The following is a 16,145-nucleotide window of genomic DNA, read 5'->3' as shown; positions in this document are numbered from 1 at the left end:
CGCCCACCGTGGGGGGAGAGAACGGATGGTGCACAGGGTCGGCTACGCGCCGGGGGTCTACGACCTGTTCCATGTGGGGCACCTCAACATCCTGCGGCATGCCCGCGGTCAGTGCGACTACCTCGTGGCCGGAGTCGTCTCCGACGAGATGGCCGAACGCGCCAAGGGCCATCGGCCGGTGATACCGCTGCCGGAACGCCTGGAGATCGTGCGCAGCGTGCGCTACGTGGACGCGGCCTTCGTGGAGACGGTGCCGGACAAGGTGGAGACCTGGCAGCAGGTGCGGTTCGACGTCCTCTTCAAGGGGGACGACTGGCGGGGCACGGAGCGCGGAGAACGGCTGGAACGCGACCTGGCCGCGGTGGGCGTGGAGGTCGTCTACTTCCCGTACACCGTGCACACCTCCAGCACCCAGTTGCGCCGGGCGCTGGAGGTGATCGTCAGCCGTCAGTCCGGAGCGCTCTGAGTTCCCGGAACCACTTGACGAGGAACAGCGCCAGGAACAGCGTGTGCACGGCGGCGAGGGCCGCGTAGCCGGTCCGGAACGCGTCGCGGTCGCCGAGCAGCAGGAACACCAGGCAGAAGACCCCGTAGTCGGCGGGCAGCAGGGCGAGCGCCCGCAGCCGGGAGGCCGGGGCGGCGGCGCCGGTGCCCGCGCCCGGCCGGGCGGCCGCCCGGCCCAGCTGTTCGCGCAGCAGCCCGGCGCAGAAGGTCAGTACGGCGGTGAACAGGAAGCCCAGCGGCAGCAGCAGCCAGCCCGTGCCGGGCACCCCGCCGTACCGCTGGAAGGAGATCAGGACGGCGGTGTGGACCAGGATCATCTTGGCGCAGTCCACCACATGGTCCAGCCACTCGCCGTCCGGGCCGCCCCGGCCGGTGAGCCGGGCCAGCTGCCCGTCGGCGGAGTCGAGGGCGAAGCCGACGGCCAGGGCGGCGTAGACCAGGAGCGCGAGCCCGGCCGAGGGCCGGACCAGCGCCACCGCGGCGATCCCGGAGAAGGTGAACGCCGCGCTGACCAGAGTGACGTGGTTGGGTGTCAGGCCGATGCGGTACGCGGCCGCGGCGAACAGCCGGCCGACAGGCCGGTTCACGTACCGCGAGTACAGCGACACCCCTCTGGCCGTCTTCTGGGCGCCGCGCAGCTCACGCAGAACCGTGCCCGTGCTTCGCATCCGCCCCCCCCCAGCGTGCCGCTCCCCGGTCCGCATCATGGCACGCGGGCCGGTCCGGGCGCCGCCCGTCGGCCGGATCAGGCGGAGGCGGTACGGCACTCCGGGTGGCCCCAGCCCTCGGGGTTCTTGGCGATCATCTCCTGGGCGGCGTAGGGGCGACCGCACCGGCAGCGGCCCGCGAACCTGGCCCGGATCGTGCCGCCGGACCGGGCCGGGCGGGAGGCGCCCGGCCGCTTCCCGCCCCCGGAGGAGGCGCCGGCGCTCCGGGTGCCGGTGGCGCGGGCGGGGGCGGGCGCCGGGGGCTCGGTGGCGCCGTGCGCGGTACCGGCCGGGCGCTGGGCGACGGCGGCTTCGCTGGCCGCCTGGTCGGCGATGGCGTTGAGCGGGTCGCCGTCGACCTGGTGGGCGGGGACGTAGGTGAACCGCACGGTCCGGCCGGTCAGCCGCTCGTCGATGCCGGTGACCAGATCGCGGTTGGCGACCGGCTTGCCCGCCGAGGTCTTCCAGCCGTTGCGCTTCCAGCCCGGCAGCCACTTGGTCACCGCGTTCATCGCGTACTGCGAGTCCATCCGTACTTCCAGCGGTACGGCCGGGTCGGTGGCCGCCAGCAGCTCGTACAGGGCGGTGAGCTCGGCGACGTTGTTGGTGGCGGTGCCCAGCGGCCCGGCTTCCCAGCGCTCGGGCCGCCCCTGCGCGTCGGCCACCACCCAGGCCCAGGCCGCGGGTCCCGGATTGCCCTTGGAGGCGCCGTCGCAGGCGGCGATGATGCTCTCGTTCATGCCCTGATCATGCCAGCGCGCGGGGTGGGTGCGTGCCGCCCCGGCGTTGCCCCGTACCCTCTTCCCCATGACCGCTGGGGGGCCTGAGCGCCGCGTGATCGACAACCGTTTCGAGCTGGTGAACCGGCTCGGCAGCGGTGGCATGGGCATGGTGTGGCGGGCCCACGACCTGGCCCTGCACCGCGATGTGGCGCTCAAGGAGGTGCGGCCCCCGGACCCGGCGCTCATGGAGAACGATCCGGAGTCGGCCCGGCTGCTGCGCGAGCGGGTGCTGCGCGAGGCGCGGGCGCTGGCCCGGCTGGACCACCCCGGGGTGGTCACGGTCCACCACATCGTGGACGGCGGCGCGGGTACGTATCCGTGGATCGTGATGGAGCTGGTGCCCGGCGCCTCCCTGGCGGAGCGGCTGACCGAGGGCACCCTCGCCCCGGCCGAGGCCGCCCGGCTCGGGCGCGGGGTGCTCTCCGCGCTGCGGGCCGCCCACGCCGCCGGGATCCTGCACCGCGACGTGAAGCCGGCCAACGTGCTGCTGCGGGCCGACGGGAGCCCGGTCCTCACCGACTTCGGCATCGCGGCGATCCGCGAGTCCACGAGCCTGACGGCGACCGGCTCCATCATCGGCTCCCCCGACTACATGGCGCCCGAGCGGATACGCGGCGACGAGGGCGACCCGTCCTCGGACCTGTGGTCGCTCGGCATGATGCTGTACGTCGCCGTCGAGGGCCGCCATCCGCTGCGCAAGGCCACCACGCTGGCGACGCTGGCCGCCGTGCTGGACGAGGAGGTGCCGCCGCCCCGGCAGGCCGGTCCGCTGGCACCGGTGCTGACCGCGCTGCTGGTCCGGGACACGGCCGCCCGGCCCGGCCCGGAGGAGCTGGACCGGTTGCTGGCCGCGGTGGCCGACGGGTCCGGACCCCGGACCGCTCCCCCGCAGGACGCCGTACCGCCCCGGCGGGCCACACCCGCCCCGCAGGACGCCGTACCGCCGGGCCCCGGCTTCGGCCCCGCCCCGACCGCCGTCCTGCCCCCCGGCCCCGCTCCCCGGCCGGCCGATCCGTTCGCCCCGCCCGCCTTCCCGAACCCCGCGCCTCCGACGCTGGGGACCCGGGAGGTCAACCGGCGGGTCCGGCGGGGCCGGATCGTGGCGGTCTCCACCGCGCTCGCCGGGACGGCCCTGACCGGCGTCCTGGTGTGGTCGCTGCTGCCCGGGACGGAGACGGGACCGGCCGACCCCGGCGCCGCCTCCGCCGCGGACCGGCCGCAGTCGGAACGTACGGCCGCGGGCCGTTCCGCCGGGAAGAGCGCCACGTCGGACAACACCGGCCCGGACAGCACGGAGAAGACCCCGGCACCGCCCAGGAACCTGCTGACGCCCGCCGGTGCCCGGTCCGTCATCGCCTCGCTCAAGCCGGTGATGGGCGGCACCGAGATCACCTCGTTCACGCTGTACGACGTGCACGCGAGCGCCGAGGCCCCGCTCGCGAAGAACAAGGCCCTGTACGACGTCTTCTCCTACCGGGACGGCAAGGCCGTCCGGGACCGCGCGGGCGGCACGCTCATGTCGGGTGCCAAGTCGGTGGACCTGCTGAAGTTCGACTGGGACGCCCTGCCCGAGCTGATCCGCCGGGCGGACAAGGAGCTGGGGGTCGCCGAGCCCACCACGCACTACGTGGACATCGACCCGGCGTCCCCGTTCGACGACTACCAGCCGACGCTCAGCGTCTACGTCTCGGACGAGTACGGCGGCGCCTATCTGCGGGCCGACATCCACGGCAAGGTGCTCAAGAAGTACCCGCGCGACAGCTGAGCCACCGGCGGCCCGGCAGGGCCGGGGCTCAGCCCAGAACCGCCACCGCCACCAGCAGCACGGCGGCGACCGCCGCACCCGCCACCAGGACCCACAGACCGGCCGGGCCGCCGCGTCCGGCCCGCTCCACCTCGCCCTGGGGCGGGGTGAGCGTCTCCGCCCTGGCCAGCCAGGCGCGCGGCGGGTTCTGCGGGACGACGACCCGCCAGGGCTGCTCGGGGTCGTACTCGACGACCGCCCTGGAGCGGTGCAGCAGCCCCTGGAGGTCGAGCGGGTGGCGGACCTCGACCCGGTACGGGGGCAGTCCGTCGGCCACCACGGTCAGGTCGAAGGCGAAGGCGGAGTTCACCGACCGCCCGTCACCGACGGTCCGGCCACTGGCCCTGTCCACCGCACGCACCTTGTTGACGACGGCGGGCGCGAAGGCGCGCGGGCCGTCGGAGCGCAGCGGGGCGGCGGCCGCGTTCTCGCCCATGTCCTCGGCGATCCTGCCGTACGCGGCCAGGGTGAGGGCCGCCAGGGGGAGCCCGAGGAACAGCAGCCAGCGGGGGCCGTGCACGGCGCCCTGGACCGTGACCGCCAGGACGAGTCCGGTACCGAGCGCGCAGAGGACGCCGAGCGACCGGAGGGCGCCGCGCAGCCGGGCGACGGGGGAAGGGGTCGGGATGCTCATACGAGGCGCAGCGCCTTCCTGCGGGGGATGACGACCCGGGTGCGGTCCGGGTCGTCGGGGCGGTCGGGGTCGTACAGCGCGAGGACGTCGCGGCGCAGCGCGAGGCGTTCCACGACGGCCGGGACCTCGTGGTGGACCCCGGCGGCGTCGTCGAAGACCACGGTGACCTCGCCGTACCTGCCGCCGCCCGCGGAGCGCCAGCCCGTGAGCCGTGCCTCGGCCGTGGCGCAGCGGCGGGAGAACCTCCGCAGCCCGCCGCACCGGCGCAGGCTGACCGCCGCTCCCCACCAGGCGGCCAGGCAGCCCGCGCCCGCGACGGACCAGAGGAAGGCGAGCCAGCTGGAGACGGTGAACTCGCCGAACGGGAAGATGATGTGGAAGGAGGTGGTGGTCCCTCGCTCGACCAGCCCTTCGTCCAGCGCGTCGTACCAGCCGGCGAGCGCGGCCGCGGCGGACAGCGAGACCATCGCGCCGGGCACGGCCCGGTGCAGGTACCGGGCGGTGAGCAGTCCGAGGAGGACGGCCATGCCGATGCCCAGGAACGGAGCCACCGAGGCGAACTGGTCGCTGGCGCAGCTTCCGGTGCCGTCGCAGCTCCACCGCACGCCGACGGCTTCGTGGGCGGCGACGTACCACGTCAGCCAGACCTGCCACACCATCAGCGCGCAGGCGATGACGCGCAGGGTCTGCGCATAGATTCTCTGCCGCACTGTCCGCCCTTGCTCTTGCCTGGCCACCGACCACCGGAACGGGGTATTGACATACCCCGTTGGACCCTATACGAGGCGTCGACATGGTGTCCGTGGCCCCGGCCACACCCCGCTGGTCCCCCGCCCCGGCACCGGTCAGCCCGCTTCGTTCAGCACCTCGCGCACCCAGCGGACCTTGACGGCCTCGTGGAACATGTCGCCGCCCTCGTGGCCGTTGAACGAGTAGACCTCCATGCCCTTCGGGCCGGCGTACGCGTTGTGGGCGGCGAAGACCGTGGAGGGCGGGCAGACCTGGTCCATCAGACCGACGGAGAAGAGCGCGGGGGCGGTGGACCGGGCGGCGAAGGAGACCCCGTCGAAGTACGACAGGGTGCGCAGGACGCCCCGCTCCTTGTCCCGGTGCATCTTGAGGTAACGGGCGATCTCCGCGTACGGGTTGGAGTCGGTGAGGGTGACGGCCCGGCCGAAGTGGCAGAGGAAGGGGACGTCGGGCGCGATGCCCGTCAGGCCGGGGACGAGTCCGCCGACCGCGAGGGCGAGGCCGCCGCCCTGGCTGCCGCCGACCACGACGGTGCGGGCGGCGTCGGCGAGCGGGTGCGAGCGGGCGGCTTCGACGGCGCGTACGGCGTCGGCGTAGACCCGCCGGTAGTAGTAGCTCCGCGGGTCCTCGATGCCCCGGGTCATGAAGCCCGCGATGGAGGGGCCGGAGCCGATCGGGTCGGGGGTGTCGCCGACGTTTCCGCCGCTGCCCTGGCCCCGCACGTCCATGATGAAGTGGGCGTACCCGGCCAGCGGCCAGAGGCCGTGGGTGTGCGGCAGGCCGCGTCCGCCGTTGTAGCCGTGGAACTGGACGACGAGCGGGAGCGGCCCCTCGGCACCGGCGGGGGCGCTGAACCAGCCCTTGATCGGATGGCCGCCGAAACCGGCGAAGGTGACGTTCCAGGTGCGCATGCCGCTCAGCCCGGTCTCGACGGGCTCGAAGGAGGCCGCGAGGTCGAAGGAGCGCGTCTCGTCGAGGGTCTCCGCCCAGAACGCGTCGAAGTCCGCCGGTTCGTCCACCTGTGGCCGGTAGGAGCGGAGTTCGGGCAGCGACAGGTCGAACAGGGCCATGACTGGTCTCCTCGCGGTGCGGTATTTCCGAACAGTGTGCCGTGCGGCAACGCGCCGCCGAACAGGGGGCCCGGCGCGGGAACCGGCGCCGCCGGGCACGGGATCTCGCAAGCGCGCCCATACTGCGCAATTAATTTGCATGGAGCGGCACTGAATCCTGATTCAGACTTCCTCACTGAGGGATCGTCAAACTTCTCTGCCAGCACACCGCAAACACATCCCGCCCAAGGGTTGACGTTTCCGTGATGAATGGACGACGATTCCGCATGTTGCACGCCGGGTTCGCCGGAGTGCGCACGGTAACGGCATTCGATCGAGGGAACGACCAGAGCGTGCGGCGGGCCATGTCCGTGCTGAGCGGATTACTCAGCGGCCGGCCCGAGTCACGGGCCGTCGCCCCGGCCGGGGCACCACGGCCCGGCACGCCCGCCTCCCCCCACCCGCCGACCGCCGGGCACCGGCCCGGCCCGGTGGCACGCGGTCCCCTCGACCGCCCCGTCCCCCCGGGCAATCCGCCCGGCACACCGGGCGTCCGCGCGGTCGACCACCGCACCGCGGAGCCCGTCCGCCGCCTCCCCCCATCGGGAGCACGGTCCGCCGACGCGCCCGGTCCGCGTCCCGCGGCCCCGCCCGCCGGTCACGCCGTACCCGGCATCCCCGGCACCCGGCACTGATCCGGTCCCGGCACGCGGCCCCCCGCCCCACCTTCAACCGCTCGACTTCCCCGTACGGAGAGACCCTCATGACCAGGTTCGACCTCAGCCGACGCAGCGCGCTCCGGATGTTCTCCCTCGGCGCGCTCGGAGTCGCCAGCTCCGGGGCGCTGAGCGCCTGCGCTCCGTCCAGCGGATCGAACTCCAACGGCGGCGACACCGGGGCCAAGGACTTCCACTTCACGTCCTGGTCGATGAACGAGGAGGCCGCCAGACCCGCGGTCCAGAAGATCGTCTCGAACTGGGAGAAGCTCAAGTCCACCAGCATCAAGACGACTTCGTACCCGTACAACGAGTACCTCAGCCAGCTCGCGGTCAAGCTGGGCGGCGGCCAGGTCACCGGCGCGGTCCAGCTCGACATCGCCTGGCTCGGCACCATCGCCCAGACCGGCAAGCTCGCCGACCTGGGAACGAAGGCCCCGGAGGGCCACTACACCGACGTGGCGCTGGAGAGCGGCACGTACAACGGCAAGCAGCTCGGGCTGCCGTGGACCACCGGGTCGATCGGCCTGGTCGCCAACGGAAAGCTGCTGGAGCAGGCCGGAATCACCAAGCACCCCACCACGACCGAGGAGTTCGAGTCGGCCCTGCGTGAGCTGAAGGCGCTGGGCGGCGGGCTGGTGCCGTACGCCGCCGCGACGAAGGTGGCGCAGCTCAAGGACATCTTCCCGTGGATGCAGACCTTCGGCTGCACGCTCCTCGAAGGAAACCGGGTGACGATCGGCGACGACGCGTCGATCGACGCCGTCACCTGGTACAAGCGGCTGTACGACGAGCGGCTGATCTCCGCCGACGTGGACCGCTTCGACGCGCGCGCCCTGTTCGCCCAGGGCAGGGCCGCGTTCTACGACGACGCCCTGGTGGGCAAGGGCGTGATCGCCGCGCAGGCGAAGGACAAGAAGCTGGCGGACGCGATGCAGCCCGTGGCCCGTCCGGTCCTGCAGAAGGGCGACATCCCGCGCGCCCTGCTGTGGGGCCAGGTCATCGTCATCGTGCGGGGCCACGGCCAGGACGCGGCCACCGAGTTCGCGCTGCACACCACGTCGGACAGGAAGACGGTCACCGACTACTTCGAGCAGCTCGCGCTGCCGCCGACCACCACCGAGGGCCTGGAGGACCCGAAGGTCCAGGGCGACACCTTCACCACCGGCTGGACCGACAAGATCACCGGAACGGCGACCAGCAGCCCCTTCTGGCGGTTCGCGAAGAACTCCCAGATCGAGGAGGCGGTCGCCAAGCAGGTACAGGCGGTGCTGGTCGGCTCGGCCACGCCCAAGAACGCCATGCGGGAGGCCGGGCAGGCGGTCAAGGACCTGATCCAGGACTGAGCCGCGGTCCGGGACCCCTCCGGACCCGAACGACCTGCGGCGCACCGTCCGCCGGAGCGGACGGTGCGCGGGGGTCACCCGTACAGGGCCCCGACCAGTTCGGCGGCCGAGGGGGTGGCCCGCATCTCGTCGGCCAGCGCCCGGGCCCGCTCGCGGAACGACGGCGCGGCGAGGACCCGCTCGACGGCGGTGCCGAGGCTCCGTACGTCGTCGGGGTCCAGCACCGTGGGTTCCTCGCCGCCGGCGTTCGCCGGGACGACGGCCGCGCCGGCCCCCGCCGCGGTCACCAGCCGCGCGTTCGCCGGCTGGTCGGCGAAGAGCGGGACGCAGACCAGCGGAACACCGGCCGCGAGAGCGCCGTAGACCGTCCCCGACCCGCCGTGGCACACCACGAGGGATGCCCCGCGCAGCACGTCCTCCTGCGGCACCCATGACTCCACGTGGACGTGCGGCGGCTGCGGTCCGAGGTCCCGGGGGCCGAGGTGGCGCCCGGTCGTGAGCAGGACCCGGACCGGCAGCGCGCCCACCGCCTCCACCAGCCCCCGGTACAGCCCCGCCGCGGTCGGCAGCGCGCCCGCCTCGGAGCCGAGCGTGAGGTGGACCAGCGGCTCCTTCGCCCCGTTCCACCAGTCCGGCAGGACCGCCGACCGGGGCTCCTCGTGGTAGCGGTGGGTCACGTCGTACGGGGACGGGTCCATGGAGACGGGCAGGCGGGTCAGGTACGGGGAGGCCAGGAGCCGCTCAGCGATGCCGGAGCCGTACGCGTCGAGCACCGGGCCCACCAGGGGGTCGGCCTGGGCGGTGAACCCCCCGGCGGAGACCGCGACCCGGGCGTGCGGGATGCCGTGGCGCTCGGCCGCCACGACGGAGGAGAACTCGAACGTCTCGTGCAGGACCAGATCCGGCCGCCAGTCCCGGCAGACCTCCTCCACCACGGGCAGCATCGCGGCGGTGCAGAGCCGGCCGAACCCCTCCGCGACCATCACGGAGACTCCGTCGTCCGGGGCCAGCGACATCGCACGCGCTCTGATCGCGTCCATGGCCTCCCTCGGCGGCTCCCCGCCGATGCGGTACGGCTGCTTCCGGGCGGCGAGCACCGGTTCGAGCGCCGAGGGGGCGACGACGAGGACGTCGTCACCGCGCGCCGCGCACGCGTCGATGAGGGGGACGAGTGGGTAGAAGTGGCCCGCACCGCGGGTCGAGGTGAAAAGTACGCGCATGGGACCGAGCGTAGGATTCCGCCTTCTCCGCCCACAGGGCCACTTTCCGCCTGATTACGGCGCGTTACCGGCGTTTGATCCGCAACGCCCCACTCAGGGCGTACGGCTCGCACATCCGGCTCCCCGCGCCGACTGTCGTACCCCTGTGCCAGGCTTCCCCCATGAGCGCCGAACAGGGCGTTCACGTCCCCGGGACCGGTCGCGGCCCCGGGCCTTCGAAGGAGAACGCCCGTGTCCGGCACCGGAGTCGTCGCCGCTTCCCTGACCGCCGTCACCGCCCTGCTCGCCCCCGAGCGCCCGGCCGTAGCCGAGCGGGTGCTGCTCGCCCACGACGACCCGGAGGGCTATGCGCGGGCGTACGCGGACGAGTTGGAGGACCGGGGCGTCGACGGGCCCGTCCCGGAGCTCCTCCGGATAGCGCTGGTCGACGCCCTGTACGCGCACGGGCTGCTCGCCGAGTTCGACTGGAAGGAGCATCCGGAGGAGATCCGCGCCCAGCTGCGCCTGCTGGACTCCGCGCCCGCCGTCGACCCCTGGGGGCTCTTCGAGGACGGTGACCTGCTGCTGCCGACGTACGACTTCCTGGAGGTGTGCGGCCGCCGCTACCGCGAGGTCGGCGCGGCGCTCGCCGTGATCGATCTGGAGTCGGACTGCTATCCGGTGGTGTGCCTGCCGGCCGCGCGGGCCGGGGAGCTGACGGAGCTCGCCGGGCGCGCGGGCATCGTCGTGCACGCCTTCGGCGTCTGAGCCGGGCGGGTTCTGGCGACGCGGCCGTGCCGGGTCCCGGTGTCCCGGGGCGCTCCGGTCACGCCTCGCGGGCCCGGGTGGCGAGCACGGCCGCCAGGACTCCCGGCACCAGCAGCAGGGTGAACGCGGCGGCGTAGCCGGTGTGGTCGTCCGATCCGGCGCTCAGGAAGGCGTTGAAGAGGGCGGAGGCGATGCCCAGGATCACGATCTGGCCCAGGTTCTGGTTGGTCTGCATGGCGCTGCTGGCGTAGCCCTGCCGGTCGCGGGGGGCGTGGCCGAGCGAGAGCACGGTGAGGGACGGGGTGAGCAGGCCCATGCCGGTCGCGGCGACGACCATCGACGAGGCGGCGACGGCGGGCGGCATCCCGGGCAGCGACCCGACGGCGGCGAGCACGACCGCCGCCGCCTGCACCACGGCGCCCACCACGACCAGGCGATGGCGCGGGGTCCGCTCCGGCAGGCGGCCCTGCACCCAGGAGGCGGCCGCCCAGGCCAGCGCGGCCCCGGTGAAGGCCAGCCCGGTCACGACCGGGGCCACGTCCCGGCCGGTGACCAGCATCAGCGGCACCAGTGCCTCCAGCGTGAAGAACACGCCCGAACTCAGGCCGCGCAGCAGCACGGTGGCGGGCAGCCCGCGTGCGGCGCGCCAGGTGCCCGTCGGCAGCAGCTGGTTGGCGAACAGCACCAGCAGGGCCAGCCCGGCCGCCGCGAACAGCAGATGGCGGATGTCCCAGCCCGACGCACCGTACTGGCCGAGCGCGGCTCCCGCGCTCACCGCCAGCGCCACCATCGGCGCCGGACGCGGCGCGTCGTCCCCGGCGGGCGCGGGCGGGGCCTGCCAGGAGCGGCCGCGCAGCGCGGCGACCACCGCCAGGGCGGGCAGCGCGGTGAGCGCCGCCAGCCCGTAGAACACCGCACGCCAGGACCACCATTCGGCCACCAGACCGGCCAGCGGCGGGCCGATCAGTGACGGGACGATCCAGCAGGCGCTCATCAGGGCCAGGGCCCTCGGCCGGAGCCGGTCGGGATAGGCCTGGCCGATCGCCGCGTTGACGGCCACCGCGATCATGCCGCCCGCGACGCCGTCCACGAAGCGTCCGGCGGCCAGTTGCCAGACCGAGCCGCTGGCGGCCGAGACCAGCAGGGTGACCACCGCCAGCACCATGCCCACCGCCAGCGGGCGTTGGGCCCCGGCACGGTCCGCCCACTGCCCGCCCAGCACCCCGCCCAGCAGGCTCGCGGCCACGAAACAGCCCGCCACCAGGGGGAAGAGCGCCACCCCGTCCAGGTCCCGTACCGCGGTCGGCAGAGTGGGCACCACGGCGAGCGCGGCGAGCCCGGTCAGGAACATCACCGCGGCGAAGCCCGCGGTGGCCGTCCGGTACGTACGGGAGAACAGCCCTTCTTCCGCTTCGGGCCGTTCCGGGGCCGGTCGGGCCGGGGCGGCGGGCGCTGTGCTCTCGGGCGCATCTGTCACGGGCCGACAAGCTATGCGGCCCGGCTCGGCGTCCGCCACCGGTTTTCCGTGCGCCGTGGAGCCCGCGCCCCTGCCCCTGTCCCGTGGCCCGTTCAGCTCTCGGCGGGTTCGGCCGCGGTGGCCCCGGTGGCCGGCCGGGCCCCGGCGCCGGCGGGGTCGTGGGCGGGCAGGAAGGACGCGACGAGGAAGGCCAGCAGCGCGGAGCCGGCGCCGATCGCCAGGACGGTACGGAATCCGTTCAGCGACGGCACCTCGATGGGGCCGAACCGGGTGGTCATCTGGGCGAGGACCACGCCCGCCACGGCGCTCGCGGCGGAGGTGCCGATGGCCCGGGTGAGCGTGTTGAAGCTGTTGGCGGCGGCGGTCCCGGTGACCGGCACCGCGCCCATGATCAGTGCGGGCATCGCCCCGTAGGCAAGGCCGATCCCGGCCCCGATCACGGCGGACACCAGCAGGAGCTCCCAGATCGCGGACATCAGGACGATGCCCAGCAGATACCCGGCGGCGACCACGACGGCTCCGGTCATCAGCGTCGTCTTCGGCCCACGGGTCCGGGAGATGCGCGCCGACAGGGGCGCGACCGCCATCATGACCAGCCCGGACGGGCCCATGACCAGTCCGACGGTCAGCAGCGAGGACCCCAGGCCGTACCCGGTGGCCGTCGGCAACTGGATCACCTGGGGCAGTACGAGCGAGACCGCGAACATCGCGAAGCCGAAGACCGCCGAGGCGATGTTCGTCAGCAGCACCTGCCGCCGGGCGGTGGTCCGCAGGTCGACCAGCGGCTGCCCGGTCCGCAGCTCCCAGCGGCCCCACACCGCCAGGACGACCAGCGAGACGCCCATCAGGCCGAGCGTCCACCCACTGGCCCACCCCCAGGCCGCCCCCTTGGAGATCGCGAGCAGCAGGCAGAGCAGGGCCACGGAGAGCCCTGCGGCGCCCACCAGGTCGAACCGTCCGCCGGTGCGCACCCGCGACTCCGGAACCAGCGTCAGGACGAGTACCGTGGCGAGCCCGCCCATGCAGGCCGCCACCCAGAACAGCACGTGCCAGTCGACCCGTTCGGCGAGAAAGGCCGCGGCGGGCAGTCCGAGGGCTCCTCCGATCCCCAGGGAGGCCCCCATCAGCGCGACCGCCGATCCGAGCCGCTCGGCGGGCAGTTCGTCGCGCATGATGCTGATGCCCAGCGGGATGACGCCGGAGGCGAGGCCCTGGAGGGTCCGGCCGACGATCATCGGGCCGAGGCCGTCGCCGAGCGCGCTGACCACCGAGCCGGCCACCAGCAGGAGCAGGCTGACCAGCAGCATGCGGCGCTTGCCGTACATGTCCCCGAGCCGGCCCATCACCGGGGTGGCGACCGCTCCGGCGAGCAGGGTCGCGGTGATCGCCCAGGTCGCGTCGGAGGGGGAGGCGTGCAGGAGGTCGGGCAGCTCGGGCACCAGCGGGATCACGATCGTCTGCATCAGGGAGACGACGATCCCGGAGAGGGCGAGCACGGCGACCAGGCGGTCCGCCGCTGTGAACCGCACCTCCGGGGGCCGGTTTCCGGCCGGGGGCGGGGCGCTGGACTTCACGGAGACCTCCGTTGCGGCGTGCGTGCGGGGAAGGCGACGGGTCGGCCGGCCCCGTCCCGTCACGGATCGGACCGGTGGGGCCGCGCCCGATGGCGCGGGGCGCGGCCCCGTCGCGCGGTGCTGCCTACAGCGTGCGTTCGAGCCGGTCGGCCATCAGCCTGACGAAGCGCGAGGGGTCGCCCAGTTCGCCGCCCTCCGCCAGCAGCGCCAGGTCGTACAGGAGCTCGGCCGTCTCCTCCAGACCGGTGACGGGCTCCTCGCCCCGGGCGGCGTACGCCCGGTTGAGGCCGCTGACCAGAGGGTGCCCGGCGTTGAGCTCCAGGATGCGCTTGGAGTGCGGCACTTCCTGGCCCATCGCGCGGTACATGGCCTCCAGGGCGGGCGTCACACCGTTGGTGTCGGAGACGACGCAGGCGGGCGAGACGGTGAGGCGCGAGGAGAGCCGGACCTCCTTGACGCTCTCGCCGAGCCGCTCGGTCATCCAGCCGAGCAGATCCGCGTACTCCTGCTGCCGGCCCTCCCGTTCGGTGGCGGCCTCCTTCTTCTCCTCCTCGGTGCCGAGCTCCACCTCGCCCTTGGCCACGGAGCGCAGCTTCTTCCCGTCGAACTCGGGGTCCGCCTCGACCCACACCTCGTCGACGGGGTCGGTCAGCAGCAGTACCTCGATGCCCTTGGCCCGGAACGCCTCCATGTGCGGGGAGTTCTCGACGGCCTGCCGGGACTCGCCCGTCAGGTAGTAGATGTGCTCCTGGCCCTCCTTCATCCGCTCCACGTAGCTCCGCAGCGTGGTCGGCTCGTCCTTGTCGTGGGTGCTGGCGAAGGACGAGATGCCGAGGATCGTCTCCCGGTTCTCGAAGTCGCTCAGCAGCCCCTCCTTGACGACCCGGCCGAACTCGCGCCAGAAGGTGGCGTACTGCTCCGGCTCGGCGGACATCATGTCCTTGACCGTCGACAGCACCTTCTTCGCCAGCCGCCGGTGCATCAGCTGGATCTGGCGGTCCTGCTGGAGGATCTCCCGCGACACGTTGAGGGAGAGGTCCTGGGCGTCGACGACGCCCTTGACGAAGCGCAGGTACAGCGGCATCAGCGCTTCGCAGTCGTCCATGATGAAGACGCGCTTCACATACAGCTGGATGCCGCGCTTGTACCCCTGCATGAACAGGTCGTGGGGCGCGTGCGCGGGGATGAAGAGCAGCGCCTGGTACTCGAAGGTGCCCTCGGCCTGGAGCCGGACGGTGGTGAGCGGATCGACCCAGTCGTGGCTGATGTGCTTGTACAGCTCGTGGTACTCCTCGTCGGAGACCTCGTCGCGCGAGCGGGCCCACAGGGCCTTCATCGAGTTGAGCGTCTCGGGCTCGCGCGGGGTGTCGTCGGCCTCCTCCCCGGCGGCCCCGGCATCCTCGGGCGTGGTCTCCGCGGCCATCCTGACCGGCCAGGTGATGAAGTCGGAGTACCGCTTGACGATCTCCCTGATCTTCCACGGGGAGGTGTAGTCGTGGAGCTGGTCGTCGGAGTCCTCGGGCTTGAGCCGGAGCGTGACCGACGTCCCCTGCGGTGCGTCGTCGACGGTCTCGACGGTGTACGTGCCCTCACCCGTCGACATCCACCGGGTGCCTTGGTCCTCCCCCGCGCGCCGCGTCAGCAGCTCGACCTCGTCGGCCACCATGAAGCTGGCGTAGAAGCCGACGCCGAACTGGCCGATCAGCCCCTCGGCCGCGGCGGAGCCCTCGGCCTCCTTGAGCTCGCGCAGGAACTTCGCGGTCCCGGAGTTCGCGATGGTCCCGATGAGCTGGACCACTTCGTCGTGGGACATGCCGATGCCGTTGTCCCGCACGGTCAGGGTGCGGGCCTTCCGGTCGGCCTCGATCGCGATGTGCAGGTCGGACACATCCACGTCGAGCGCGTCGTCGCGCAGCGCTTCGAGGCGGAGCTTGTCGAGCGCGTCGGAAGCGTTGGAGACGAGTTCACGCAGGAACACGTCCTTGTTCGAGTAGATCGAGTGGATCATCATCTGCAGAAGCTGTCGCGCTTCCACCTGAAACTCGAACGTCTCAGTGGGCATAATTCCGTGATTCCTTCTCAGGTCCTCGGTTCGGGATCCGGCCTGAGCACTTTAGATCAGCCGCTCTTGACACCGGACGGCTTCCGCCAACTGCTCCCGCGTCGGATACGGTGCCTCCGGCCCACCGCGTCGAACGAGCCCTCCCGAGGGATTGCCCGGCGGCTTGAAACACGCTGGGGACATTCGGCCACGAGCCGCTCGAAGCGGACATGCGCGCCCAGCAACCCCCGATCCGGCCGGGCGCGCCCGGCGCCGGGGCCCGGGGCGGGTGGGCCTATCTTGGCCGGTATGCAGTACTACACGATCGGTCAGGCGGCCCGGCTCCTCGGCGTGAGCCCCGACACCGCGCGCCGCTGGGCCGACGCGGGCCGGGTGGCCACGCACCGGGACGAGAGCGGGCGGCGGCTCGTCGAGGGCAAGGACCTCGCCGCCTTCTCCGTCGAGCTGGCCAAGGACGGAAGCGAGGAGGACGCCTCGTACACCTCGGTCCGCAACGCCTTCCCGGGGATCGTCACCGCGGTCAAGCTCGGTGACGTCGCCGCCCAGGTGGAGATCCAGGCCGGGCCGCACCGGCTGGTGTCGCTGCTGACGCGGGAGGCGGTGGAGGAGCTGGGGCTGGAGGTCGGGATGGAGGCGACCGCCCGGATCAAGTCGACCAATGTGCATATCGACCGTGCCTGACCGGCGGGTGACACCCCTCCCGACTCCACCGGGGCGACCGTCCCGTACAAACGCACATGCAAGCCCCTGAGACTGACTGCCGGGCTCATGCG

At 73.0% G+C, this 16,145-nt stretch carries 14 protein-coding genes; 5 read left to right on the top strand and 9 right to left on the bottom strand.

The window, feature by feature from the left end:
* The first annotated feature begins 25 nt into the window (after nt 1-25).
* The gene (locus tag ACF08W_RS16020) at nt 26-466 is read left to right on the top strand and encodes an adenylyltransferase/cytidyltransferase family protein (protein WP_352277892.1); all 441 of its coding nucleotides are present in this window, start codon (nt 26-28) and stop codon (nt 464-466) included.
* Here the strand turns inward: ACF08W_RS16020 and ACF08W_RS16015 are convergent.
* The gene (locus ACF08W_RS16015; RefSeq protein WP_392279590.1) at nt 441-1,172 is read right to left on the bottom strand and encodes a CDP-alcohol phosphatidyltransferase family protein; all 732 of its coding nucleotides are present in this window, start codon (nt 1,170-1,172) and stop codon (nt 441-443) included. The two genes, ACF08W_RS16020 and ACF08W_RS16015, sit on opposite strands and share 26 nt — an antisense overlap.
* A gap of 77 nt (nt 1,173-1,249) precedes the next feature.
* Nucleotides 1,250-1,951 (bottom strand): ribonuclease H, encoded by a 702-nt coding sequence (locus ACF08W_RS16010; protein ID WP_392279589.1) that lies wholly within the window; start codon nt 1,949-1,951, stop codon nt 1,250-1,252.
* 67 nt (nt 1,952-2,018) lie between these two features.
* Between ACF08W_RS16010 and ACF08W_RS16005 the strand changes: the two genes are divergently transcribed.
* Complete coding sequence (locus tag ACF08W_RS16005) at nt 2,019-3,758, top strand: protein kinase (RefSeq protein WP_392279588.1); 1,740 nt, start codon at nt 2,019-2,021, stop codon at nt 3,756-3,758.
* A gap of 28 nt (nt 3,759-3,786) precedes the next feature.
* Here ACF08W_RS16005 and ACF08W_RS16000 read toward each other — a convergent pair whose 3' ends face one another.
* From ACF08W_RS16000 to ACF08W_RS15990, 3 genes are all read right to left on the bottom strand, one after another.
* Nucleotides 3,787-4,431 (bottom strand): hypothetical protein, encoded by a 645-nt coding sequence (locus ACF08W_RS16000; protein WP_392279587.1) that lies wholly within the window; start codon nt 4,429-4,431, stop codon nt 3,787-3,789.
* Complete coding sequence (locus ACF08W_RS15995) at nt 4,428-5,141, bottom strand: hypothetical protein (protein WP_392279586.1); 714 nt, start codon at nt 5,139-5,141, stop codon at nt 4,428-4,430. The genes ACF08W_RS16000 and ACF08W_RS15995 overlap by 4 nt, the downstream gene beginning before the upstream one ends.
* A gap of 135 nt (nt 5,142-5,276) precedes the next feature.
* A complete protein-coding gene (locus ACF08W_RS15990) occupies nt 5,277-6,251 on the bottom strand; it encodes an acetylxylan esterase (RefSeq protein ID WP_392279585.1) in 975 nt (324 codons plus the stop codon).
* Nucleotides 6,252-6,993: 742 nt separating this feature from the next.
* On the opposite strand from ACF08W_RS15990, the gene ACF08W_RS15985 reads away from it, so the two are divergent.
* Nucleotides 6,994-8,292, top strand: a complete 1,299-nt coding sequence (locus ACF08W_RS15985) for an extracellular solute-binding protein (RefSeq protein WP_392279584.1) — start codon at nt 6,994-6,996, stop codon at nt 8,290-8,292.
* Nucleotides 8,293-8,366: 74 nt separating this feature from the next.
* Here ACF08W_RS15985 and ACF08W_RS15980 read toward each other — a convergent pair whose 3' ends face one another.
* On the bottom strand, nt 8,367-9,512 hold the full coding sequence (locus tag ACF08W_RS15980; RefSeq protein WP_392279583.1) for a glycosyltransferase: 1,146 nt from the start codon (nt 9,510-9,512) through the stop codon (nt 8,367-8,369).
* Between the two features lie 231 nt (nt 9,513-9,743).
* Between ACF08W_RS15980 and ACF08W_RS15975 the strand changes: the two genes are divergently transcribed.
* Nucleotides 9,744-10,259 carry a hypothetical protein gene (locus ACF08W_RS15975; RefSeq protein ID WP_392279582.1) on the top strand — a complete coding sequence of 172 codons (516 nt, stop codon included), beginning with the start codon at nt 9,744-9,746 and terminating at the stop codon, nt 10,257-10,259.
* 58 nt (nt 10,260-10,317) lie between these two features.
* Here ACF08W_RS15975 and ACF08W_RS15970 read toward each other — a convergent pair whose 3' ends face one another.
* The 3 genes from ACF08W_RS15970 to htpG all read right to left on the bottom strand — a co-directional run bounded on the left by ACF08W_RS15970 (nt 10,318) and on the right by htpG (nt 15,372).
* Nucleotides 10,318-11,736: an MFS transporter gene (locus ACF08W_RS15970; RefSeq protein ID WP_392279581.1), complete on the bottom strand. Its 1,419-nt coding sequence runs from the start codon at nt 11,734-11,736 to the stop codon at nt 10,318-10,320.
* Between the two features lie 92 nt (nt 11,737-11,828).
* Complete coding sequence (locus ACF08W_RS15965) at nt 11,829-13,199, bottom strand: MFS transporter (RefSeq protein ID WP_392279712.1); 1,371 nt, start codon at nt 13,197-13,199, stop codon at nt 11,829-11,831.
* A 235-nt stretch (nt 13,200-13,434) separates the two neighbouring features.
* Entirely contained in the window at nt 13,435-15,372 is a 1,938-nt protein-coding gene (gene htpG, locus ACF08W_RS15960; RefSeq protein WP_392279580.1) for a molecular chaperone HtpG, read from the bottom strand.
* 288 nt (nt 15,373-15,660) lie between these two features.
* Here htpG and ACF08W_RS15955 point away from each other — a divergent pair, with 288 nt between their 5' ends.
* The gene (locus ACF08W_RS15955; RefSeq protein ID WP_385212573.1) at nt 15,661-16,053 is read left to right on the top strand and encodes a molybdopterin-binding protein; all 393 of its coding nucleotides are present in this window, start codon (nt 15,661-15,663) and stop codon (nt 16,051-16,053) included.
* Nucleotides 16,054-16,145: the final 92 nt, after the last annotated feature.

Source organism: Streptomyces sp. NPDC015144, from assembly GCF_043079735.1.
Taxonomy (GTDB): Bacteria; Actinomycetota; Actinomycetes; order Streptomycetales; family Streptomycetaceae; genus Streptomyces.
The sequence above is the reverse complement of the archived record's forward strand: the minus strand, read 5'-3'. Positions and strand labels throughout refer to the sequence as shown.